General features: G+C 37.3%; 23 protein-coding genes. 2 read left to right on the top strand and 21 right to left on the bottom strand.

Going from position 1 to position 25779, the window contains the following annotated elements; all coding sequences use genetic code 11:
- Window positions 1–99: 99 nt before the first annotated feature.
- The 19 genes from VEIT17_RS04330 to gatC form a co-directional block, all read right to left on the bottom strand.
- The gene (locus tag VEIT17_RS04330) at window positions 100–486 is read right to left on the bottom strand and encodes a MarR family winged helix-turn-helix transcriptional regulator (RefSeq protein WP_005386549.1); all 387 of its coding nucleotides are present in this window, start codon (window positions 484–486) and stop codon (window positions 100–102) included.
- A 167-nt stretch (window positions 487–653) separates the two neighbouring features.
- Window positions 654–2705, bottom strand: a complete 2052-nt coding sequence (gene glyS, locus VEIT17_RS04325; protein WP_178884915.1) for a glycine--tRNA ligase subunit beta — start codon at window positions 2703–2705, stop codon at window positions 654–656.
- Between the two features lies 1 nt (window position 2706).
- On the bottom strand, window positions 2707–3582 hold the full coding sequence (glyQ, locus tag VEIT17_RS04320; RefSeq protein ID WP_178884912.1) for a glycine--tRNA ligase subunit alpha: 876 nt from the start codon (window positions 3580–3582) through the stop codon (window positions 2707–2709).
- Window positions 3583–3915: 333 nt separating this feature from the next.
- Window positions 3916–4338: a hypothetical protein gene (locus VEIT17_RS04315; RefSeq protein ID WP_119208998.1), complete on the bottom strand. Its 423-nt coding sequence runs from the start codon at window positions 4336–4338 to the stop codon at window positions 3916–3918.
- Window positions 4339–5340: 1002 nt separating this feature from the next.
- The gene (locus VEIT17_RS04310) at window positions 5341–5691 is read right to left on the bottom strand and encodes a hypothetical protein (RefSeq protein WP_178884910.1); all 351 of its coding nucleotides are present in this window, start codon (window positions 5689–5691) and stop codon (window positions 5341–5343) included.
- A gap of 134 nt (window positions 5692–5825) precedes the next feature.
- Entirely contained in the window at window positions 5826–7145 is a 1320-nt protein-coding gene (locus VEIT17_RS04305; protein ID WP_178884908.1) for an amidohydrolase, read from the bottom strand.
- A 132-nt stretch (window positions 7146–7277) separates the two neighbouring features.
- Window positions 7278–7739: a hypothetical protein gene (locus tag VEIT17_RS04300; protein WP_005386525.1), complete on the bottom strand. Its 462-nt coding sequence runs from the start codon at window positions 7737–7739 to the stop codon at window positions 7278–7280.
- Window positions 7732–8535 (bottom strand): DUF3100 domain-containing protein, encoded by an 804-nt coding sequence (locus tag VEIT17_RS04295; protein ID WP_119206430.1) that lies wholly within the window; start codon window positions 8533–8535, stop codon window positions 7732–7734. Before VEIT17_RS04295 ends, VEIT17_RS04300 begins: the two co-directional genes overlap by 8 nt.
- Window positions 8536–8818: 283 nt before the next feature.
- Window positions 8819–9523 (bottom strand): DNA repair protein RecO, encoded by a 705-nt coding sequence (gene recO, locus VEIT17_RS04290; protein ID WP_178884906.1) that lies wholly within the window; start codon window positions 9521–9523, stop codon window positions 8819–8821.
- Window positions 9510–10841 (bottom strand): hemolysin family protein, encoded by a 1332-nt coding sequence (locus VEIT17_RS04285; RefSeq protein WP_178886011.1) that lies wholly within the window; start codon window positions 10839–10841, stop codon window positions 9510–9512. The genes recO and VEIT17_RS04285 overlap by 14 nt, the downstream gene beginning before the upstream one ends.
- Before the next feature lie 54 nt (window positions 10842–10895).
- Window positions 10896–11795, bottom strand: coding sequence for a GTPase Era (gene era / locus VEIT17_RS04280; RefSeq protein ID WP_005386518.1), 900 nt, complete (start codon window positions 11793–11795; stop codon window positions 10896–10898).
- On the bottom strand, window positions 11788–12264 hold the full coding sequence (ybeY, locus tag VEIT17_RS04275) for an rRNA maturation RNase YbeY (RefSeq protein WP_178884903.1): 477 nt from the start codon (window positions 12262–12264) through the stop codon (window positions 11788–11790). Before ybeY ends, era begins: the two co-directional genes overlap by 8 nt.
- 2 nt (window positions 12265–12266) lie before the next feature.
- Window positions 12267–13280 carry a PhoH family protein gene (locus VEIT17_RS04270; RefSeq protein ID WP_178884902.1) on the bottom strand — a complete coding sequence of 338 codons (1014 nt, stop codon included), beginning with the start codon at window positions 13278–13280 and terminating at the stop codon, window positions 12267–12269.
- A gap of 8 nt (window positions 13281–13288) precedes the next feature.
- Window positions 13289–14254 carry a tRNA modification radical SAM protein MnmL/YtqA gene (gene mnmL / locus VEIT17_RS04265; RefSeq protein ID WP_178884900.1) on the bottom strand — a complete coding sequence of 322 codons (966 nt, stop codon included), beginning with the start codon at window positions 14252–14254 and terminating at the stop codon, window positions 13289–13291.
- A 39-nt stretch (window positions 14255–14293) separates the two neighbouring features.
- A complete protein-coding gene (locus tag VEIT17_RS04260; protein ID WP_178884898.1) occupies window positions 14294–16132 on the bottom strand; it encodes a B12-binding domain-containing radical SAM protein in 1839 nt (612 codons plus the stop codon).
- 63 nt (window positions 16133–16195) lie between these two features.
- Window positions 16196–16612 carry a transcriptional regulator gene (locus VEIT17_RS04255; RefSeq protein ID WP_105085671.1) on the bottom strand — a complete coding sequence of 139 codons (417 nt, stop codon included), beginning with the start codon at window positions 16610–16612 and terminating at the stop codon, window positions 16196–16198.
- A 167-nt stretch (window positions 16613–16779) separates the two neighbouring features.
- Window positions 16780–18228, bottom strand: a complete 1449-nt coding sequence (gene gatB / locus VEIT17_RS04250; protein WP_178884896.1) for an Asp-tRNA(Asn)/Glu-tRNA(Gln) amidotransferase subunit GatB — start codon at window positions 18226–18228, stop codon at window positions 16780–16782.
- A complete protein-coding gene (gene gatA / locus VEIT17_RS04245; RefSeq protein WP_178884894.1) occupies window positions 18225–19685 on the bottom strand; it encodes an Asp-tRNA(Asn)/Glu-tRNA(Gln) amidotransferase subunit GatA in 1461 nt (486 codons plus the stop codon). The genes gatB and gatA overlap by 4 nt, the downstream gene beginning before the upstream one ends.
- 11 nt (window positions 19686–19696) lie before the next feature.
- A complete protein-coding gene (gene gatC, locus VEIT17_RS04240) occupies window positions 19697–19987 on the bottom strand; it encodes an Asp-tRNA(Asn)/Glu-tRNA(Gln) amidotransferase subunit GatC (RefSeq protein ID WP_178884892.1) in 291 nt (96 codons plus the stop codon).
- 201 nt (window positions 19988–20188) lie between these two features.
- Between gatC and VEIT17_RS04235 the strand changes: the two genes are divergently transcribed.
- Both VEIT17_RS04235 and VEIT17_RS04230 read left to right on the top strand, forming a co-directional pair.
- Complete coding sequence (locus VEIT17_RS04235) at window positions 20189–20716, top strand: hypothetical protein (protein WP_178884890.1); 528 nt, start codon at window positions 20189–20191, stop codon at window positions 20714–20716.
- A 26-nt stretch (window positions 20717–20742) separates the two neighbouring features.
- Window positions 20743–21267, top strand: coding sequence for a hypothetical protein (locus tag VEIT17_RS04230; protein WP_178884888.1), 525 nt, complete (start codon window positions 20743–20745; stop codon window positions 21265–21267).
- Between the two features lie 215 nt (window positions 21268–21482).
- Here the strand turns inward: VEIT17_RS04230 and ligA are convergent, their stop codons facing one another.
- Both ligA and pcrA read right to left on the bottom strand, forming a co-directional pair.
- Entirely contained in the window at window positions 21483–23486 is a 2004-nt protein-coding gene (gene ligA, locus VEIT17_RS04225; RefSeq protein ID WP_178884886.1) for an NAD-dependent DNA ligase LigA, read from the bottom strand.
- A gap of 81 nt (window positions 23487–23567) precedes the next feature.
- Complete coding sequence (gene pcrA, locus VEIT17_RS04220; protein WP_004697124.1) at window positions 23568–25757, bottom strand: DNA helicase PcrA; 2190 nt, start codon at window positions 25755–25757, stop codon at window positions 23568–23570.
- Window positions 25758–25779 lie beyond the last annotated feature (22 nt).

The raw sequence follows: 25779 nt of genomic DNA, 5'->3' as shown, positions 1-25779 counted from the left end.
ACACCTTATAGGCAGCGGACTGTCTCAAATTAACAGCAATATAGTATCATAAATCACGTACTGTTCGCAAGTATTTTCTATATAATTTTGAGAAACTAATTATTTACTTAAGATTGGGCGCTTTAACTTACCTAACAAGCGGTATAAATCATCTTTTTCATCATCAGAAAAATCAGAAAATAGTACATTAAGAAATTGGTCATATGAATGTAATAATGACTTACCTAATCGTTTCCCCTCTTCAGTGAGCCCTACTACGGAAATCCGTTTATCCATATAATCGATGTGCTTTGTGACATACCCTAATTCAATAAGAATATCGGTCTGCTCTGATACTGTAGCAGGACGCATATTAAGAGCATCTACTAATTGTTTTTGAGATGCCCCTTCAGATCGCATATATAATTCTATAATTATTTTATCACGAGACTTTTCTTTACCATTTGGAACCTTACATAAGGCTTTATATAATTCATCATGATTCATGACAGTTATCTCCTCATACAACTTTGTATATTATAAGATATTCGCCATGGTCTCAAAAAATCCTGCATAAAATTTGTATATTCTTCGTAAAAGCAAAAAGAGGTACCAATGGTAACTCTTCTTTCATATATTACTGTAAAAGTTTTATCTATCTTTTACCTAATATATTATTTTAATGCACTAATATCACCGATAATAGCCATTACGCTGTACGCTAAGCGAACAAGTTGTAGACGGTTAGCTTTAATAGCTTCGTCTTTATCCATAACCATTACATCTTCAAAGAATTTGTTGATAGCTGGAACTAAAGTAGCAGGAACAGCTACAACAGCAGTGTAATCATTTGCTTCCCACGCAGCAAGGCTAGCTTCAGATGCTTTAGAAGCGGCTTCAAACAATGCTTTTTCAGCATCTTCTTTTAACAAGTCGCTATTAACGCCTGTATATTCCACATCTTTTACAAGATTGTACATACGAGTATAAGCTTGAACAAGCTCAACGTTTTCATCGATGCGGTTTGCTAACAATGCATTTACAAGACCTTCTGCATCAGCTACGGACAATTCATTGTTAGACAACAACAAATCGATTACATGATGAGGAACTTCGCGATCAAGGAAGATATTTTTCAAACGAAGTGTGAAGAACTCTTCAACTTGGTTAAGCAATTCTTCTTGTTTATCAGCAGCTACATTCAATAACTCCATAGATGCTTTGAAGATTGGACGCAAGCTGATATTCCATTCGCTACCAAGCAAGATGTTCAAGATACCAATTGTTTGACGACGCAATGCATATGGATCTTGAGAACCTGTAGGAATTAAACCACGGCTGAAAGTAGCAACGATGTTATCTACTTTATCAATAATAGACAATACTTTACCTGCTTCTGTTTGAGGCAATACATCGCCTGCAAAGCGTGGTAAATATTGTTCAAAAATAGCTTCTGCCACTTCTTCGGACTCACCATCAAGTAAAGCGTACTCTTTACCCATTACACCTTGTAATTCTGTGAACTCTGTAACCATACCAGTTGTAAGGTCAGTTTTAGCAAGCTCTGTAGCGCGTTCTAATACAACAGCTGCATCTTCGTGTAAGCCACATTCTTCACCAAATACACGGCCCAATTTAAGCAAACGTTCAGTTTTATCGGCTAAGTTACCAAGACCTTCTTGGAATACGATTTTAGTCAACCCATCTTGACGATCGATAAGAGGTTTCTTGCGGTCTTCGTTGAAGAAGAATTTAGCATCATCAAGACGAGCGCGCAATACGCGTTCATTACCAGCTTGAACTACTTCGATGGAATGATCGGAGCCGTTACGAACTGTTAAGAACATTGGCAACAATTTACCATCTTGACCAACTAATGGGAAGTAACGTTGATGGTCTTTCATTGGTGTAATGATAGCTGCATCAGGAAGTGCCAAGTAGGACTCTTCAAAGCCACCGCACAATGCTGTAGGCCATTCAACAAGATAGTTAATTTCTTCTAACAAATCATCATCCCAAACGATGGATGCATTTTTAGAAGCTGCAATATCATGTAATTGTTTAGAGATCAATTCACGACGTGCGTCTTGATCAACCATAACAAAGTTTTCTTTTAATGTTTCTACATAGGATGCTGCATTCTTAATAGTGATTTCATCAGCCCCTAAGAAGCGATGACCACGTGTTACATTACCAGATTTTACAGTAGCAAATTCTACAGGAATTACTTCTTCATCAAGTAATGCTACAAGCCAACGTACAGGACGTACGAATTTAGCATCTAAATTACCCCAATGCATGGATTTAGGGAAGTTAAGGCCTGATATCAATTGTGGCAACATGTCTGTAACAATATCTTTTGCTGGTACGCCTGCCGTTTTAGTTTCAGCGTAAATATAGCCGTCTTCTACAACGAGATCAGCTACATCAAGACCTTTACCACGAGCAAAGCCGATAGCTGCTTTTGTAGCATTGCCGTCAGCATCATAGGCGATGGATGCAGAAGGACCTTTATGACGTTCGCTGATTTCAGCGGATGCGTCAGCAAGACCTTTCACAATAAGAGCCAAACGACGTGGTGTACCGTAGGTTGCGATGCTTTCAAAAGGAAGATGGGCATCATTTAATTTTGTTTCAGCCAATTGTTTTAATTGACCTAAGATATTTGGCATAAAGCCGGCAGGAATTTCTTCTGCACCGATTTCAAATAATAAATCCTTTGCCATCTTATTTATCTCCTTTCAAAAGTGGGAAACCTAATTCTTCGCGTTTAGCAAGGTATTGTTGTGCACAAATACGAGCTAATGCACGTACGCGGCCGATGAAAGCAGTACGTTCGCTGATAGAAATAGCACCACGGGAATCAAGTAAGTTGAATGTGTGGGAACATTTCAATACATAGTCGTAAGCTGGTAATACATAGCCCGCTTCGCAAACGCGTTTTGCTTCTGCTTCGTACATATCAAATAATTTGAAGAGCATATCTGTATCTGCTAATTCAAAGTTATATACGGATTGTTCTACTTCGTTAGCATGCCAAACGTCGCCATATGTAACGTTTTCATTCCATTTAAGGTCATATACGTTTTCTACACCTTGAATGTACATAGCCAAACGTTCTAAACCGTATGTAATTTCTACGGAAACTGGTTTACAGTCGATGGAACCAACTTGTTGGAAATATGTGAACTGAGTTACTTCCATACCATCAAGCCATACTTCCCAACCAAGGCCCCAAGCGCCCAATGTTGGAGATTCCCAGTTATCCTCTACGAAACGGATATCGTGATCTTCCGCATGAATACTAAGAGTTGCCAAGGATTGTAAGTATAATTCTTGGATATTATCTGGAGATGGTTTCACAATAACTTGGAATTGATGATGTTGGAACAAACGGTTAGGGTTATCACCATAACGACCGTCTGCTGGACGACGAGAAGGCTCTACATAACATACCGCCCATGGTTCAGGACCAATAGCATGCAAGAATGTTGCAGGATTCATTGTACCTGCGCCCTTTTCAATATCATATGGATTTTGAACGATACAACCTTGATCGCTCCAGAATTTTTGTAGATTTAAAATAATCTCTTGAAATGTCATTGCTGCCTCCACTTTACACAACCGACATAAAATCAACCATTTCGTTACAAACAAAAAAGTCCCTGTAACGAAAAACGTTACAGGGACGAGTATACCCGCGGTTCCACCCTATTTGGCTTGCGCCCTCTTTTTTCTATGTTGGCCTTTACTAACAGATACCTGCGTTCCTGCCAATGCTCTACAGCGCCTTCAACCAAATGTGAGCTTACACCATCCTCACTCGCTAGAGAGGTTTACTACTCTGCTTCATCGCATATATTATACACAATATTGTAGCAATACAGAGGGAAAAATGTCAACACAGATATAAATTAATGGGTACCAGTAATGCGGTTACTTTACATATAAGGATTTAAGGATTAAAAGAATCACACTACTAGAACCTATTAAACGTTGCCAATTACTCATATCTGCATAGAATATAATCCATAGCAAGAATAGAATATAAATAATTAACCACATATAGTCATATAGTGAATAAGATTCAAATGAAAGTCTAAAAGCAGAACTATTAAGTTCATCTTCTTTCACAATTTTATCTATCCATCCTACTAAGAACCATAAACAGAAATAAAATGTAGAGTGTCCTTTATTGATATATTTTCGATATAGTAAAACAAAAAGTTTTCTATGACTAATGAGAGGCCACAAAAGCATTACAATAAAGATAGTACATACTAGTGTTGCCTCTGGAATCGCAACAATCCCCTCAATAGGTATAGCATCTATTGCATTTAATGTCCATGCAACTATCATAAATAAAGAACACCATAATCTATATCTAATTAGACTTATGAAATTACGTTTCTGTTTATAGACATTCATTTAATAAGATTCCCATCATGTACGTATAATCTTCTACCTTAATTTTACTTAATATGAAACTATACAGAGAATAAGATAGCCATTAATAACAGTAATACAGTAAATAAAGAAAATAAATAATAAATTCTTTTATTATCACTATTTTTAAAAATTAGTGAAAACAGGTATGTACTAAATGATAACAATAAAAACTCAATTAGGTACTTAAATTCTTTATTTAAGGTATCTAAGAACTTTAAATCTGTAAAAAGCACAAATAAAAATATACCCAAACTAATCAGTCTATATTTTTCATTTATGTCCTTATTGGATCTTCGGATATATTGAATTACACTATAGGCAAATGCTAAAAACAAGGATATAGTAGCAAAATAATATATTAATTTCATTGATTCTATTACACCTCATTTTTACTTCTTCATCTGTTGTAATATTTTTTACAAGGCTTACAGCTCAAAAACTAATTTTAATAAAGCAAAAATAATAAGCCAGCATACAAAAGTAAGGCCATAAGATTTATATGCTATCTTATGACCTTTAATATAGTCATATATTATTTTTCCCATAATAGAGAATAATAAAATCAAAAAGATCACATAAAATGCTAGCTGTATCATTTAACCAAGCCTCAAGTTTTAAATTAATACTATTTATATGCCTAAAATTGCCTTCAAAATGCCAAAGAATATTAACCAACAAACAAAAAATGCTCCATAGAAATCATAATGGATTTCGGCACCGGTCATATAATCATACCCCATACTGTATATAAGAGAAATTAAGTTGAATAATGCAAATGCATAGAAAAATATTTTTTTTATTGTAATCATTTTAATTTTCACCTAAAAAACAAAAAATGAATTTAATAATACTATATTTACTACATACAATATTATTTTTTTCATAATATAAGCCTTCTTTACTTATAGATATTTAAACCTGATGTAAAGCTAGTAAATCAACATCGTTATAAACTAATGTCAATAAGTTATAGTTTTGATCTATTGAAAATGTTCCTTTAAGGCCGCCTGCATCAACAAATGAGTAAGTACTATCATCAATTTTATAGAATTTACTTTCTAAGGGTACTAAATATTTATCTAATGCTAATCCAACCTTCTCTGCTTCTTCTTCAGAACAACCTAAAACATCTCGTACACGTTTAAAGTATGGCTTGTGAACATTTTCTATTCTGTCTTCTATTATTTTATTTGTTTTTTTATATGTCTTAAATCTATAGATTAGATATAAGATAGCTAGTAGTAAAGCAAGACTCTCGTTCATAATCTCCTATAAAAATATACTAATATATACATTAGTATATAAGAAATAGACTTAAATAAATCATTATAGTTATATAAATAAATTGTAAACCACCTACCAAAGATAATCAATTCATCTTCGGTAGGTGGTTTATTTTATTCCCCCTTAGCAATGCGATCTAAGAGTTCAATATAGCTTTGTTTGTTTAATGCTGGTGTAAAGTTGTCTAATACATCTTTAGCGCCTGCTGCATCATCGTATAGTAAGTCTACAATGGTCATAGCCAAGGCTTGTGCTGTTTTAATGTACGCTACATCAGGTACAGAGATTTCGTATTCTGCGCTGTGTAGTACACCACTGATACAGCCAACCCATGGATGGATAACCGGCATCAAGTGAGATACGTCCCCCATATCTGTACTAGCTGTAATATGTGGACCTTGGTATACATTGGCTTCACCAAAGATAGGATTGGAATTTTCACGTAATAGAGCATTCATACGTTCATCATTACGCATCGGTAAATAACCTGGTAGGTCCTTGATAATACATGTAGCCCCTACTGCATCACCACCGGCTTTTAATGCTCTGTTAACACGATGATTGCCATCTACAATAGCTTCAATATTAGAAGCACGCACATAACTTTCAACTTGAACATAATCAGGCACACAGTTTACCAGTGTACCTCCTTGATTAATGATTGGATGGAATCTGAAATAATCGCTTTCTTTGAAAGTTTCACGAATGGAGTTAACCCCCATAACCCCCATTAAAGCAGCATTAAGAGCATTAATACCTTCATGAGGTGCTTGAGCCGCATGAGCCACCTTGCCGTGATACTCAATCAGTTTAGATACAAAACCATTGGAGGTACTACCAAGCCCCATTTCACCAGCTGGAGTTTTGGCAGTCTCCACATGCATTTGCATAGCCATATCGATATCATCGAAAGCACCTTCATAGATAAGCTGTTGCTTGCCGCCCATATATTTCAGTTTTCCTTGTTCACGCAATTTGTTGCGGTAATCAATTTCAATCATTTCCTCTGCAGGGACAGCAAATAGTACAACATCGCCTGCTAATTCGTCCATCACTGCTTGTAGGCCTATAGCTACGGCAAACATATTGGTAATTTGTACATTATGACCACAGCAATGAGCAGCCCCTGTTAAATCATCGGCACGAGGATGGCGAGGACAGAGAATGGCATCTAATTCTCCCACCATTGCAACCGTATATTTACTATCTCGGCCATTCATTCTACCTTTTACACCCGTCAATGCATGACCAGTAGTATAAGAAATGCCAAGTTCATCAAACATAGCTTGAACCTTTTTAGAGGTTTTTACCTCTTTAAAACCTAGTTCAGGTTCAGCCATAATAGATTCAGCTAATTCTCGTAAACGCGGTTGTGCATCAACAATTGCTTTACAAACACGTTCTTTAACTTCTTCCTTTGTCATACGGCTCATACTATCTCCTTTATAAAATCGACCGTATAAAATACGGTCGATCATGGTTTCATGATGAATAGATATCTTATGAAATATAAATCTATAATTATATCTTAACATAATTTAGACATCTTACATTATGATTTAGTATTAAATTAAACCTTCTAAATGAAGTACTAATTGGGCTAATGCTGTTGCACAGATGAAAGTACCTGCTGTTACAGCTAGTGCAACAGGAATAATGCGCCAAGATAAGCGACGGAATGCACCAAGGTCTTTCCCTAAGGATAAACCTGCATAAGCAAGTACTGGTGTTGTAGTAGCAAGGAATGTAACTTGGCTAGTTTTTGCAATAATCCATTCTTGGCCAGGCATACCTGGTAAGGATGCAACAACACCGACTAAGGAAACCCAGAATACCATAGGTAATTTATTAGCATATGGCAAGTTAGAGAGCAATGCACCAATTGTAGCAAGGACTGCTAAGATAGCTACGCCAACTAAGCTATCGCTAAATAGATGTTTACCATCCATTACATTACCTACTGCAGTGATGATAGCAGCAATACAGATAACGATGACAAATTGTGTTAATTTTTCGCTTTTACTCATGATTTGCTGCCTCCTCTGCTAAATCCTGTTCACGGGTACGACCTGTAAAGAAGTTGTATGTTTTTTCCATAACAGGTAAAGAAACAAATAGACCAAAGTATACGCCTAGAACGGTAGTCAACAAGTTTGCAGCCCCTGCAAGAGCCATAATTTGTTGTTCGTAATCTGGATATACTGCAATGATTGGAGCCGTAGCGGCAGCCATCATACTAGCACTACCTACGCCCGCGCCCATAGCTAATGCCAATGGGTGGAACCATCCAGATTGTGCCAACATACCAGCCAATACGGAGGACCACATAGCACCGATAAGAACGCCACAGATGTACATGCCCATAACACCACGGCCCTCAGGAGAGCTAAAGCCAAATTTGTCGATAATAATTGCTACGTTCGGCTCACGGTCTACGGAGTAACAAGCACCTACTGCTTCTCGACGCATACCTACTAATAAAGCTACTGGTAAACCGAATACAATCGTACCAAAGAAATGCCCAAGCTCTTGTAGTAATAATGCCCAGCCTGCACTTGTAAGAATACCAAGATTTGGACCGATACCTAAACCTACTTTTACCATCAAGATCATAACGGCAATACCGATATAATCTGCAGATTTTTCCATCTGTTTAATAGTAAGAATTTTAAACTTAGGAATAGAAATTAATAAACCTAGAACCAATGTGTACAATAATGGCAATAATACAACGGGACCTAGTTTTTTTATGCCTATAAATTCAGCAACTACAGTTAGTACGAGCGCTAGAAAATGTATTTTGAGATTTCCCAAAAGCTGCATAATGACCTCCTATAAAAACATATAATATAATATTGTTATATTATAAATAATTGTTATTAAAAGTGTCAACTACAGATGTACAAATGTCTATTTGGATTATCTTTTTTCAATCATATAAATACCCTTTTCAGCATCAATTACCTTAATGATAATATTTTCTATCATTGATGGTTTCACTTTATGAAACCTTTGATCTTGTTCATCATAATAAATGGCCCATTCAGACATACATGCTGGAATCAACAAAAGGCAGTTTGATTTCTCAAACTGCCTTTTACTATCATTAAATTATGGAATTTAAAAACTTAACGCTTTGTAATGGTTTACCGATTTCTTGCTCGCAGTATGCAAATAGTAGTTTTTCAAGATCCTTCCAAATTGTTTTAGGAAGTTCTATAGGCGTGTCTTCGCCCCACTGGTAAGCGAGAATTTGAGGTAATCCAGCTTTTACAGAACGAGAAATACTTAGATTTGTCGTTTCTTTCACCTGTATCCAGAATGGATCGATACCATCTTGATGTGAAAAAGCATTAGCACTAGGCACAACACCTGCGAGGGATAGTAATTGCCATCCTAGCATTATCGTTCCTAGCTGTACATTGCGGCGCCGTATTTGCTTGGAATAGTTTACAACGGTATCAAACACCTTGCGATCTACATCATACATAGCAAAAAGTTCTTGAATGAGCTCACTGGCCACTGCAGCATAAGCAATATTATCTAAATTAACATCTAATGATTCTACCACATAGGAACCATCAATTTGTGTAACATTTACATATTCACCATCAGGTACGACCGTTATATACATGGCACTAAAGGGACGTAAATAGGAACTGTTACGCATGGTCATCATACGCTTATGCGGTATAGATGCACGAATGAGTCCTAAGCTGGGTGTGATAAAAGTAAATACAGAGTATAGCTTATATTTTTTTCGACTAATAACGATGGCAGGTGTGTTAAAACCACCATTAAGCTTCTTCATGTTCTTCTTCCGTTGTTTCCTCTTCAGGTAAAGGTGTTACTTTAATACGGGATACGCGATAGCCTTGCATTTGTGTTACTTCAAAGGTATATCCCAATGCATCCACAGTATCACCAACGATTGGTGTCCGTTCTAAAAGACCAAATACATAGCCCCCAATTGTATCAGAATCGGAATCGTCGATTTCAACGTCCATCATTTCCTCTACTTCGTCTACGAGGACTTTACCATCAAATTCGAAGGATCCATCTGCATAAGCAATTTTAGCTGGTAAGTGTGGTTCATGTTCGTCTTGAATATCCCCAACGAGCTCTTCGATAATATCTTCAAGGCCTACGAGACCAACCATACCACCGTACTCATCTACAACAATAGCTTGATAGATACGACGAGTTCTCATGTATTGTAGCAGTGTGGATAACTTCATTACCTCTGGCACAGTTAAGATATCACGTTTTACATTACGCAAATCCTTGCGCGCTTGGTTAGGACGTTCCATGAGGTCCTTAATATGAACTAGGCCAATGATATGATCCTTATCCTCCACACATAGAGGGTAACGTGTATGAGCCTTAGAGCGAATAAATTTCATCGCTTCATCGTAACCGTCTTCAACGAAAATACAGTCCACATCTTGACGCGGTACCATAACCTCTTTAGCTCTACGATCTACAAAGTTAAATACATTGTCAATCAACTCTGATTCCACTTGGTCTAGTTGACCTTCTTCATGGCTTCGAGAGATCATCATGCGAATCTCTTCTTCAGAGTACACAAGGTCTAGCTCTGTTAAATATTTTGTTTTGTAAAAGCCCAAAATAACAGTGGATATTTTGCTAGCAATCCAAATGAACGGATATACCAAACGACCAGCAGCTACTACGATACGGCTATAGGTATTTACATACTTTGTTGGGAACGATAAGCCCAATGCTTTAGGTACGATTTCACCAAAGATTAAAACGATTAAGCTAATTAATAACAATAACAGTATATCTAGTACGAAGTGCATCCATGTACTATGCACATTAAATACCGCTACAAGTTGATCTACGGTATTATCAAATACAAATGTACCAGTGCCCGCAAGGGCTAAGATAAAGAATAGAATCAAAAACTGTGTAGTATTTAAGAAATACTCAGGGTTTTGATAGAGCTTTAATAAAAACTCCCTATCCTTCTCTAAAAGGATATCCATATCCTCAACATGCTCTTTACGAAGACGAGCAAAGGAGAACTTTGCGACCACAAAAAAGTTAATTAAAAATATACATACAAGACCAAACCCTATGGGTAACAGGCCATCTACACTATCCATCTTAATTCCTTTCATATAATAGGGAAAACGAGTTAGTTTTTATTATAGCAAAAATTATTTTCTATAACCAAGTTCAGATAACATGCCGGATTTATTGCGCCAATCCTTTTTAACCTTAACCCAAAGGTCTAAGTACACCTTTGTAGCCAATAGTTTTTGAATATCTACACGGGCTTCAGCACCAAGTTGTTTCAACAAGGCACCTTTCTTACCGATGATAATGCCCTTTTGAGAGTCTCGTTCACAGTAAATAGTAGCACGGATATATGTTGTGCCATCATCACGTGTTTTCATTTCATCTACGTCTACAGCGATAGCATGAGGGATTTCATCACGTGTAGCCAATAGGATTTTTTCACGAACAATATCAGAAATGATAAGACGTTCTGGTTGATCCGTAATCATATCCTCTGGGAAGTATTGTGGACCTTCCGGTAATGTTTCTTCTAATACATTTAAAACTTCATTTAGGTTCTCTTTATCCTTTGCAGAAATAGGAATAACCCCGGCAAATGGATATGCATCTTGATAAGACACAATAGCTTCTAAAAGCTCCTCTTTTTTTAGAGTATCAATCTTGTTAACGACTAAGAAAACAGGAACTTTTACACGTTTTAATTGCTCTATAATAAAATTATCTCCAGGGCCGCGTTTTTCATTGCCTGCTACTACAAATAAAACAGCTTCCGTTTCTTTCAAGGACTCAATGGCAGCATCTACCATGAATTCACCTAATTTATGTTTTGGCTTATGTACACCTGGCGTATCCATGAAAACGATTTGTTTTGCTTCATCTGTATATACACAGATGATACGGTTACGCGTTGTTTGAGCCTTATCAGATACGATAGCGATTTTATCACCAATAAGGGCATTAATTAAGGTAGATTTACCAACATTAGGGCGTCCAACAACGGCAACAAAGCCAGATTTAAAATGTTCGTTCTTATTCATTATATGGTGCATCCTCCCGCACATAACCGAGATTACCTAAGATAAATTCTTCTTCAGTACGCATCTCTTTTTTATCTTCATCGTTCATATGGTCATAGCCTAAGATATGTAAGCAACTGTGAGTCGTTAAATACGCTAATTCTCGTTCAAAGCTATGTCCATATTCGATAGCCTGTTCACGAGTGCGCTCTAAAGAAATAATCATATCACCAAGTAAGTGATGTTCCTCTTCACTGCCTTCGTAATCATCCCCTTCATTAAGGGCAAAGGACAATACATCGGTAGGTCTATCGATGCCGCGATATTCTTTGTTAAGCTCGTGAATCTTAGCATTATCGCAGAGCAAAATACTCATTTCATCCTCTTCAAGACCATATACGCGACTCACTTCATCGCAGACCTTGCGTATAACAGCCTCAATATTGGAATCCTCTCGAATTCCTTCATCATAGCTAATATGTATATACATGCTTATCCTTTCGCTACATGGTCTTTAGATGCTGCGTTAGTTTCCGCAGTCTCACCAGCTAATTTACGTTCATGATACTGATCGTAAGCTTTTACAATACGACCAACTAAATCGTGACGAACAACGTCTTGATCGCTAAAGTAAACCATATTAATCCCCGGTACATGACGCAATACCTTTTCAGCCTCGCCAAGACCAGACACAACACGTGGTGGCAAGTCAATTTGTGTCTTATCACCGTTGACTACCATTTTAGAGTTGTTACCTAAACGTGTTAAGAACATCTTCATCTGCTCAGCCGTCGTATTTTGAGCTTCGTCTAGAATAACGAAGGCGTTTTCTAAGGTACGACCACGCATATATGCTAATGGTGCTACCTCGATAGTACCGCGCTCCATAAAGCGTTGTACTTGCTCGATGCCAAACATTTCATGTAATGCATCATAAAGAGGTCGCAAATAAGGATCTACCTTGTCTTGTAATTCACCAGGTAGGAAGCCTAATCGTTCACCAGCCTCTACAGCAGGACGAGTCAAAATGATTTTATCTACGTTGCGGTTTTTTAAATAGAATGCGGCTAACGCTACGGCTAGGAATGTTTTACCTGTACCAGCGGGGCCAATGCCAAAGGTAATGGTATTTTTACGAATGCTATCTACATAGTATTTTTGACCTTCTGTTTTAGGCGTAATATTTTTACCCCGCATGTTAACGGATAAGGTATCTTCAAACATAGTATGTACAGCATCAGCTTTGCCATTAGCAACGAGTTTGGCCGCAATACGAACTTGAGACTCAGTGATGGTACTGCCTTCACGGTATAAGAACACAAGTTCTTCTAACGTACGATACAAGGCCTCTACTTGTTTTTCATCGCCCTTGATAACCACAGTATCACCGCGTGCCACTACATCTGCAGAGATGACTTCAAGCATCATATGCAGATATCGATTATGTTGACCTAGTATGGATTGTGCTAGGTCATATGTAGGAAATGTAAAAACTTGTTCGCTCATATAACCTCCTAATCTATAAACTTACGAACGGCTTTGCCGTTTAAATAATCACATAAATCACCTTGATGAGCATCTAGTTCGTCTAACTTATCATCAATTAAATCTTGAACGCGCCACCACCCCATGGACCAATTCGTAAATAACGTATTATCTTCAGGTGCTCGGCCTACAAGACGTTGTAATACAATGTCAGGATGCAAGTGACGAACAAAATTCACAACCCGATCAGCATATTCCTCAGCACTAATTAAAGTAAATTGCCCTTCTTGATACCACTTAGCCATCAATGTATTTTTAACGATATATAAGGCATGTAATTTAACTTGATCGACACCAAGAGCTGACAAAATACGGGCTCCTTCAATAGTATCCTTTATAGTATCCCATGGAAGATTAACAATCATATGTGTGGTAACGTTAAATCCGTATCGTTTAATGCGCAATACAGCATCAATAAACTGTGCTAAATCATGGCCTCGATTAATCTTCTCAAGGGTATCATAATTGACCGTTTGCAATCCTAATTCAATATAAATATCCTTATGAAAGCGATCTCTAATGTCAGCCAATATGTCTAAATATTCATCGGCAATACAATCTGGTCGCGTCGCAATAGCAATGCCTACTGCTTCGTCGATGCAGCCTTGCTCCATGTAGCTTTTAAAATCATCAAGTCCCAAATAGGTATTACTAAAGTTTTGATAATAAGGTATAAATTTTTTCGCCTTATATTTAGGACCTATGTGAGCAATGTTTTCCTCTAATTGCATGCGCACTGTCATCCAAGCAGGACGATTTTCATAGCCCGCACCGATTTCACCACAAAAGGTACAGCCCCCTACGCCGGCTGAACCATCTCGATTTGGACACGTCAGCGGTAAGGCAACAGGCAATTTATAAACCTTTTCCCCATAGGTTTCTTTATAATATTTAGATACCATGCGGTATCGTTTTGGTCTCGTTGTATCGGTCATAACACTCCTATTTAACTAACCAATCATCGCTTGTGAAATTTAACAAGCCTCTATTTCAGGACGTATAAACGGTTTTACCTCTTTATTAACGTCGATAATTACTGTAAATGGTGTATTAGGTACATTCTCTATACCTAATACATGTGCCGTGTCTTCAGACATTGGCATTTCTACATATTGTTGGCGAATTTTGCGCCATTCTTTGAAGGTATAGTTTGGAATATACTGAGATGCAATCTCTTCGTTGCGCCAGAATGATTCCCCTTCTTGTAAAAGTTCCTTTGTCTGTTTCGGCAAACCAACGGCTTCGCTGCGAACCTTACCTCGATAGCTAACAAGTGTATCATATTGCAATAGTTCGGCTGCTACCTTGTCGCCTTTAGACAAGAAGAAATTATATAAAAACTCGATTTGGTCGATATCTTTCAAATTAACCTTATGATTTCCAGCATCGAGCCAAGCCTGTGTCATGTCACAGAAATAAGAAAAGGCATCTTTTTTAGGTTTCACTTTAGAAGGATCATACTTTTTCATAGGTGGTACATGATTTGTTGCTGTATCCTCACCAGTTATAGATGTATCAGTATGTTCCTTTATGAGCTTGCTACCAATATAGCCAAAGACCGTTCTAAAGCGTTCACTATTATAGAAGCGTTCAAATACATCTTCAAAGTGTTTTAAAAAGCGTATATCTTTATAAGGTAATACATGAGTGGTTAGTACCTCATATGGCGCTAACGGATCACTAATATATTGGTATTCCTTCATGCGGCGTACACCAGAGCCTTTTAAAAGTTTCAAGAACCCTATTTGCAGCGCATGAGGTTGTAAGCTAAATAAATCGTTGAAGGATAATCCAAATCGTGCTTTATTTTCGTAAGGTAAGCCTACAATTAAATCCATATGAACATGAGTTCTACCTGCTTCAATAATAGGTCTAATTGCCTTTTGAATGTACGGCCAATCGTTATATCGGTTAATAGCATCTAAGGTTTTCTTATGTGTACTTTGTACGCCCACTTCGATTTGAATACGCCCTGGCGGTGTTTCACAGAGAATATTTGTTTCCCATTCCGTCATGAGCTCAGGTTCCATTTCTAAATGGAAGTTCGTCTCTGTATTGGCATCACGCATAAATTCCATCAATGGACGATGGTGATGTGGTGCACAGTTAAATGTTCTATCTACAAACTTAACTTGCTTTACCTTATGGTCGATAAACCATTGTAACTCTTTGAAGGTTCTCTCCTGTGGGAAGAACCGCACTGTATTCTTATTACCAGATAAGCAATACTGACAAGAGAATGGACATCCGCGAGAGGATTCATAATAGATGATTTTATGTTCTAAATCCTCCATATCCTCTTCTACATATGGGAATGGAATGGTACTAAGATCTTTAACCTCTACGGCCTCAGTGGATCCCATAAGTTGACCTGTAATATGGCGGCCCCGTACACCAGGGATTTCTTCTCCTAATCCATCCTTACCATTTTGTAATGCACTAATGAGTTGGTAGAAAGCTTCTTCCCCTTCGCCTTGTACAACATAATCCACAGCATGGCAACGATTTAGAATTTCATCGGCAGTGAAAGATACCTCCGGACCGCCTAAGATAATTTTAATATCTGGTCGAACGGCTTTCACCATATCCACCACATGTAAGGTCATTTCAATGTTCCAGATATAGCAAGCGAAGCCCAATACATCTATATTGCGCTCTGTAATATCGCTGAGAATATGTAAAACAGGCATATTAATAGTATATTCTACTATATCGTATGCCTGTCCGTGAGCCTGCCCGTAGGCTTTCAGATACCGCAAAGCCAGGGAGGAATGTATAAATTTTGAGTTTAATGTGGATAAAACTACGTTCATAGGTCCCCTTTAAATCATCGAATGGCTCAGCCACCGTCTAGTCATAATATATATATTATACCATTAAAAGAGCCCAAAGATAAAGGAAACAATAGCCCCCACTAAAATGACAACCCCGACTACAGAGAGAATAATGCCACCGAAGAATACAACTGCTGCTAAAACAACAGCTAATATGATAATCAAAATGATGCGACTAAGCCAGCTTGTACTATTAAAGCTATACACCTTAACATGAGGGCCATATTGATTGTACTCTTCACTGCGTTGATACTCTTCGTTCATATTACTAGGTGTAGAGTCCACATGAACAAAATCTCCTACCTCTTCAATAGTTACACCATCAAAGTCACGGCGTTCATCATCAGATAATACTCGTGTATTTGGCTCTCCGAAGTGAGCATTACCACCAAAGCTATCGCTACGTTCATTATTTCTATATGTATTTTGATTGTTATTTGTATTGTGTTGATCAGACATCGTTACGTCCTTTATATGACCAAAAGAATAATTAATTTTATACAACTTATTATACCATATTTTTCTGATAAAAATGCAAATAAATATCCCCTATAGATATGAATTCATATATCTATAGGGGATATTTTTGTTTGTATTGCTTATATGACTATAGGCTAACGGCCAAATTAGTCTTTCAAGTATTTTTGAAGCAATTGATTTACCATACCTGGGTTAGCACGGCCTTTAGATTCTTTCATAACTTGACCTACTAAGAAGCCAATAGCTTTACCATTGCCACCTTTGAAATCTGCCACTGGTTGTGGATTATTAGCAATAACTTGCTTAACAATTTCTTCAATAGCACCAGTATCTGTGATTTGAACAAGACCTTCTTCTTTTACGATAGTATCAGCATCCTTGCCGGATTCCCACATGGATACGATAACTTTTTTCGCAATTTTACCAGAGATTGTACCTTTATCGATAAGGGCAATCATACCAGCCAAGTTTTCTGGGCTTACTTTAGATTCAGCGAATGTTAAACCACTTTCATTAATCATCTTGGACAAGTCACCAAGCATCCAATTAGCCACAGTCTTAGCATCTGCACCTGCTTTTACAGTAGCATCTAAGAAATCTGCAGTTTTACGAGATACAGTAAGGATTGTTGCATCTTCACGAGACAAACCATATTCAGATACAAAGCGTTCAATCTTAGCATCTTGCAATTCAGGTAACGCACGGCGTACTTCTTCAATTTTTTCGTCCGTAATTACAATTGGTACCAAATCTGGTTCAGGGAAGTAACGGTAATCGTTTTCTTCATCTTTCTTACGCATACCAATCGTAATGCCTTGAGCATCATCCCAAGTACGTGTTTCTTGATCTACTTTACCGCCAGCTTCGATCAACTTAGCTTGACGCAAGGCTTCATATTCAACAACCTTTTGAATAGCTGTTAAGGAGTTAACATTCTTAGTTTCTGTACGCGTACCAAACTCTTTAGTACCGCGCAAACGTACGGATACGTTACAGTCACCACGCAAGGAACCTTCTTCCATACGACCGTCAGATACTTCTAAGTATTGCAAGATGGAACGTAGTTTTTCAACATATGCTCTTGCTTCTGCACCGGAACGAATATCTGGTTCAGATACGATTTCAAGAAGAGGAACACCTGTACGGTTGTAGTCAACGTTAGAAGATTTAGAATCGGAAATAGTGTTACCACTGTGAACGAGTTTACCTGCATCTTCTTCCATGTGAATACGCGTAATACCAATGCGTTTAGTTTCACCATTTACTTCAATGTCCAAATGACCATTTAAGCAAATTGGCAAATCATATTGAGATGTTTGATAGTTTTTAGGCAAATCTGGATAGTAGTAGTTTTTACGGTCAAATTTATTGAAGTTTAGAATTTCACAATTCAATGCTAAACCAACTTTGATAGCAAATTCTACTACTTGTTTATTTAACATAGGCATAGCACCAGGTAAGCCAAGGCATACTGGGCATACATGTGTATTTTGATCGCCGCCGAATTCAGTGGTACAACCACAGAAGATTTTAGACTTAGTCTTAAGCTCTGTATGAACCTCTAAACCAACGACTGTTTCGTATTTACTACTCATAGAGAAACCTCCCCAGTTGGTGCTACTAATTGACAGTCCGGACGTGCTTGTTCAAATGTGAAAGCAGCACGTAATAATGTTTCTTCACCCATAGCAGGGCCAAGTAATTGTAAGCCAATTGGCAAATTATTGCTACTCATACCTGCTGGGATGCTAATACCTGGAATACCTGCAAGATTTGCTGGTACTGTACAGATATCTTCTAAGTACATTGCCAATGGATCATTAGCTTTTTCACCAAATTTGTAGGATGTATTAGGTGCAGTTGGTGTCAAAATCAAATCCACCTTGGAGAATGCTTCGTCAAATTCGTTTTTAATAAGGCGACGAACTTTCAATGCTTTCAAATAATAAGCATCATAGTAACCAGCACTCAATACATAGGTACCTAACAAGATACGGCGTTGTACTTCAGGACCAAAGCCCTCTGTGCGAGTTTTAGTAGACATATCTACTAAGTTATCTGCAGGTACCCGCATACCATAACTTACACCGTCATAACGAGCCAAATTGGAGCTAGCTTCTGCCAATGCGATGATATAGTATGCAGACAATGCATATTTAGAATTAGGCAAGGAAACCTCAACGATTTCAGCTCCTAATTTTTTGTATGTTTCGATAGCTTCTTCCACAGCTTTACGAACTTCGCTATTGAGACCTTCACCAAAGAATTCTTTAGGTACACCAATTTTTAGATTTTTTACATCATTTACAAGTGCTGTAGTGTAGTCTACACGAGTGCCTGGAATGGACGTTGAATCTTTAGCATCGTGACCAGAGATTGCATTTAATACTAACGCTGCATCTGTTACATCACGTGTAACAGGTCCAATTTGATCCAAAGAAGATGCGAAGGCAATTAAGCCATAACGAGATACATTTCCGTATGTTGGTTTTAAACCTACAACGCCACAGAAGGATGCTGGTTGACGAATAGACCCACCTGTATCAGAGCCGAGAGCCCAAATAGCAGACCCGCTGGATACAGCTGCTGCACTACCGCCAGAAGAACCGCCTGGTACGCAATCAGCATTCCAAGGATTAGATGTTTTAGCTAATGCAGAGTTCTCTGTAGAGCCACCCATAGCGAATTCATCCATATTAAGTTTACCAAGGCTAATATAATGATTGTCTTGTAAACGTTCAATAACTGATGCATTGTATGGAGGCACAAAGTTTTCTAACATTTTAGATGCACATGTTGCAGGTTCATCTTTAATACAAATATTATCTTTAATTGCACCAGGAATACCTGCCAATGGGGAAATAGCTTCACCTTTAGCAATTGCTTCATCTACAAGCTTAGCTGTAGCCAAAGCACGATCATGAGAATCGGATAAGTACGCATGTACAGTCGGTTCCACTTTCGCTTTATGTGCAATAACAGCATTCGTCAATTCAACAGCGCTGATTTCTTTATTCACTAGTTTCTTGTGTAATTCATGAATTGTTGCCACAGCGAAACCTCCTATTCTTGTACAACGCGAGGTACTTTAAAGTACCCATCCTCTGCTTCTGGAGCATTGGATAAAGCTAAATCATGATCAAGGGATGGTTTTGTTTCATCCTCTCTAAATACATTGTGCAATGGTACTGCATGAGCCATAGGCTCCACACCATCAAGTTCTAATGCATCTAGTTCAGCAACATAAGTCAAGATGTCGGACAACTCTTTTTCTACATGTTCCATATGTTCTTCCTTAACTTCCAAGCGTGAAAGTAAGGCGATTTTTTTTATTTCCTCTTGGCTGATTTTCATCGAGACACATCCTTTCATATCTTATTATTATATAGCATAGATACGTTATTTTCAAAGGAAATAACACATCTATGCTAAATATATGAATATAAAAATTAAGATTTAAAAGCTACTTTAATTATTCTTGTCTTTTAATAATATTATATATATTATTAAAGTAAATAATATATATAACATTAAGTTTTTTAGGAAGTGATTTAATTGATTAGATTTTTATTCTTATTCGTATTCATTTTAATTCCGTTTTCATCAAATGCTATATCATTAAATGAATTAAGAAATAATCCTATTAAGTATAAACTAGTATACTCTGATAGTTTAGGTGATCAATATGTTAATAATGACTCTATTAATGTTATTAGATATGCTCCACCTTATTATATTATAAAATCTACAGCTTATTTGGTTTCTTATCAATATAATGTAATTTCAGAACTAGATAATACATACTTTTATGACTATAGTAATAATGTTTCAGTCTTATTAAATAAAACTCATTCAGAAGCAGAATTTGGTAATCAAGTCAAAAAATATGCTGGTGTTAAATATCAGACAAATATTCTAACTATTTATAATTACAATGGTGAATTATATGAAGGACCAGTTACAACTAACAAAGGGCCGAAAATTCCTAAAATATTGTCACCAGCATATGAATCAGCGATGTATTCTTTTTATAAATCTTATAATATGTATTTTAACTTACCTTCAAAGATGCAAAAATTCTAAGTTTCATTAAGGAGTACGGTAATATTATGATTAAATTTTTATTTGCTATATTTTTAATTTTACTTCCACTAACAACTAACGCTATTTCTCTCCAAGAAATAAAAGATAATCCATCAAAATTTAAATACATATATGCTGATAATAAGGGAGATGGCTATATTGATATAAACAGTATAAATGTTATAAGATATGCGCCTCCATATTACGTTATAAATTCCTCACTATATTTAGTTGACTATAGCAATAATGCAATAGCTCAATTAAATAGTACATATTTCTATGACTACAATAATAATGTAAGTTCTACTTTAGAAAAAAGTGAAAATAAAACTGACTTTACAAATAAAATCTTAAAATATGCAGGTGTAAAATATCGAATAAATTCTATGCAAACATATAATTTTGATGGTACAGCAATATCTATTACACCTTATTCTGAAAGTATAACTACTCCTACACTTCTCTCTCCAGCATATACAGCAGCTATGTTTACATTTTATAAATCATATAATAAGTATTTTAATCCACCTGCCCTAAATCAGAAGTTCTAACTATTTAAAGCCCGAAATAGCTATAATTTATATATTATGATTATTTTGGGCTTCATTTTATAAAGGATACAATTTTTTGATGGGACTAGTTTATCTCAACAGTTATAAAAAAACTTGCTATACCTGTGCAGCGACATTACGCAGGACGGAGCAAACAGGTGTAGCAAGTTCTTTTTAACTAGTTTATAGAAAAGCTAACGGGCCCCATCAAAAAATTAATTAAGTTCTCCTAATTCTTTTAATAGTTCTACAAACTCTTCTTCATTCATAACACGAATACCCAATTCATTTGCTTTAGTAAGCTTACTACCACTGTCTTCGCCAGCAATAACAAGGGTTGTTTTCTTAGATACGGAACCTGTAACCTTAGCCCCATGAGCTTCAAGAATCTTACCAGCTTCACTGCGCCCCATAACTTCAAGTTTACCTGTGAGAACGACAATTTCACCTTCCATTTGGTTGCCTGCTGCTTCAACAACATCTACAGTCATTTTAAGTCCTGCCGCTGTTAAACCTTCAATGATCTCTACATGAGCAGGATCTTGACGGTATTCAACAATACTATCAGCCATAGTAGGACCGATTTCTTCTACTGCAACGAGTTCTTCTTTAGTAATTGTCATGAATCGTTCCATAGATTTCACAACGTTAGCAATTGTGCCGGCTGCTTTAGATCCAATTAGGCGAATACCGAGGCCATACAATACGCGGTCTAATCCACGAGTTTTAGAGTCTGCGATGGCTTTCACCAAATTCTCTGCAGATTTCTTACCCATCCGATCCATGGTAACTAGTTGATCTACTGTTAAATGATATAAATCCACCACATTAGTAATTAACTTATTATTAATCAAGTTTTCTACAATGCTAGGACCAAGGCCATCTATATTCATAGCATCGCGAGATGCAAAATGGATAATTTGTTCTTTTTCAATGGCTGGACAGTGTTTATTAGTACAACGAACAGCGGCTTCACCTTCACGACGAACTGCCGGAGAGTCACATACTGGACAGCGATTTGGAATGGTGAAAGGCACCTCAGAACCAGTACGTTTTTCTGGAACTACGCGGATAACTTCTGGAATAATTTCAGCCGCCTTGTGAATGATAACGTGGTCACCAATGCGAATATCCTTTTCATTGATAAAGTCTTGATTATGTAATGTTACACGACTTACATTCGTACCAGATACGAATACGGATTCAAGCTCGCCTGTTGGCGTAAGAACACCTGTACGTCCTACATTGATAGTAATATCCTTAAGAACGGTTTCTACCTCTTCTGGAGGATATTTGTACGCTGTTGCCCATTTAGGATCCTTCGCAGTACTGCCAAGTACCTCTTGGTCATCAAAACCATTAACCTTAATTACCATACCATCTGTATCGTATGGCAACTCATGGCGCTTTTCACCCCAATAATTAATAGCCTCTATGACCTCGTCAATTGTTTTGCATACGCGGTAATGAGGATTTACAGAAAACTTGAACGTTTCTAGACTTTGTAGCAATTCCTCTTGGCTATGAATATTAGCCCCCACTTCAGAACCGATTGCATAGGCAAAGAATGCTAAATTACGACTAGCCGTAATGGCAGGATCTTGTTGACGCAAAGAACCGGCTGCTGCATTACGAGGATTTACGAAGGTAGGCAAGCCCTCTTCGTCACGTTCTTCATTTATACGTTTAAATTCGCTATGAGGCATATACGCTTCACCGCGAACCTCGATAAATTCTGGCGCATTCTCTAGATATAAAGGAATGGATTTAATAGTACGCACATTAGCAGTTACGTCTTCACCAATGCGACCATCACCACGTGTTACGGCACGTACAAACATGCCGTTCTCATAGTGCAAATTAACAGCTAAACCATCGATTTTAAGTTCTACCACATAAGCAGAAGGCTTATGACCTAATTCCTTCTCTACACGACTAGCAAATGCACGTACTTCATCAGCACTAAATACATTAGATAAGCTCAACATAGGACGGCCATGAACGACCTTTTCAAAGGAACCTTCCACCTTCATACCTACCCGTTGTGTTGGAGAAGATGACACAATATATTCAGGATGAGCGGTTTCCAAATCAACAAGCTCACGATATTTTTTATCATATTCAAAGTCACTCATTGTAGGAGCATCTTTTACGTAGTATAAATACTGCGCATGAGTTAGCTCTTGTTGTAACTCTTTAATTCTATCTTTCGGATTCATATTACATCCCTTTTACAGTGCAGTAACACTCTATACGTTCCTTACAAGTAAGGTAGAGAGGTTAACTGCCATACACAAATTTTATCCCTTCTTAACAGGTGCAAATTTTGCCATTACTACACGTACACCTTGTGTGGGGAATTCAATTGTCAGCTTCATACCAGCCCCTTCGCCGGCAACATTGATGACTTTACCATTGCCCCACTTGCTATGAATAGCCGTATCACCAACCTTCCAATCGGCAATTACTTCATTGCGAACGATTGGCTTTGTAACTGGTCGGCTTGTGACACTCATATGTTGCGGCACATGACGCTTAATATCATCAGGTACTTTACGCTTAGCACGCAAACCATCTACTAACTCTTCTGGAATTTCATCGATAAAACGAGATGGTAAATAGCTGCTAGTCCGTCCAAATACGGTACGCGTAGTGGCATTAGAAATATATAATTCCTTTTCAGCACGAGTAATACCTACATAAGCAAGGCGGCGTTCCTCTTCAATTTCCTCAGGATTCATCAAGGTGCGACTATGAGGGAATAAACCTTCCTCCAAGCCACCTAAGAATACAATAGGGAATTCCAAACCTTTCGCAGCATGTAATGTCATCAATGTAACTTTAGACTCTTCTTGCTCGAAAGAATCAACATCATTTACGAGTGCTACTTGTTCCAAGAAGTCTTCCACTGTACCATTTGGATTTGTATCTTGGAAGTCTTTAGCTACAGATAAAAGTTCACCGATATTCTCAGCGCGAGCCTGATCTTGTGGATCTGTACTCTCTTCTAATTGTGCCAAGTATCCGGTTCTATCGAGAATAGATTCTAAGATATCAAGTACAGTTTTATCTTCCATTTCAGCTACGAGAGTAAAGATAAGGATACCAAATTCCTCTAACTTTTCCTTTGTCTTACCTTTAATCGTATCTACTAGATGCAGCTGTGTTAATGTCATAAACAAGGACGTGCCATTTGCACGAGCATAATCTTGTAGTTTTGCCACTGTAGTAGCACCAATACTACGCTTAGGTACATTGATGATACGCAATAAGCTCAAATCATCGAATGGATTATATAACACACGTAAGTAAGCTAAAACGTCCTTAATTTCTTTACGATCATAGAACTTCGTGCCCCCTACCATCGTATATGGCAGAGCCCGTTTAATCAGCGCTTCTTCAAGTACACGAGATTGAGCATTTGTACGGTACAAAATAGCCATATCACCATAAGGCACACCATGAATATCGTGCTTTTTAGCGATAGTATCGCCGATGAAAGCAGCTTCTTCATGTTCAGACTGAGCCGTAAAATGCTGAATTTTAGCCCCTTCTGTCTTATCTGTCCATAAATTTTTCTTAGGACGACCTTCATTATTTTCAATTACCGCATTGGCTGCATCAAGAATAATCTTTGTAGAACGATAGTTTTGTTCCAACTTGATGGATGTACAGTTCGGATAATCCTTTTCAAAGTCCAAGATATTTTGAATATCTGCGCCACGCCATGCGTAAATACTTTGATCAGCATCACCTACAACGGCAATATTTTTCCAATGAGAGGCTAATAATTTAGCCAATAAATATTGAGCATGGTTCGTATCTTGATACTCGTCGATCATAACATAACGAAAACGCTTGCTATATTTATCTAACACAGCCTCATTAGACTGTAATAATTTTACGGCCACTAATAATAGATCATCAAAATCTAAAGCATTATTCTTACGCAATTCTCGTTCATAATACTCATATACATCAGCAACCTTTTGTTGGTAAAAGTCTCTCGCTTGCTTTCTAAAATCTGAGGCAAATAACAATTTATTTTTTGCATCAGATATGGCACCAATCATAGCACCTACAGGATAGTATTTATCGTCGAGGTTTAATGCTTTTAAAGCGGCCTTAATAACAGCTTGCGAGTCAGATGTATCGTAGATTGTAAAATTACTGTTATAACCTAAGAAGTTATCTAATTCAAAACGCAAGAATTTCGCACAGAAGCTATGAAATGTGCTAAGCCAAATGCGATTAGCTACATCCCCAACAAGACCTTCTACACGGCTTTTCATCTCTTTAGCCGCTTTGTTGGTAAATGTAATCGCCAAGATTTCATATGGATTAACACCTTGAGCCAATAAATGTGCAATGCGAACGGTTAACACCTTTGTTTTACCAGATCCAGCACCAGCTAAAATCAATAAAGGGCCTTCCGTATGTTGAACGGCTTGTTGTTGCTCTTTATTTAAACCTGTTAGTAATGAATTCATCGGAACACCCCTATCGCCCTTA

It is taken from the genome of Veillonella nakazawae, assembly GCF_013393365.1.
Lineage (GTDB): Bacteria > Bacillota > Negativicutes > Veillonellales > Veillonellaceae > Veillonella > Veillonella nakazawae.
Note: the sequence above shows the minus strand (reverse complement) of the source record. Positions and strands in the feature narration are given on the sequence as shown.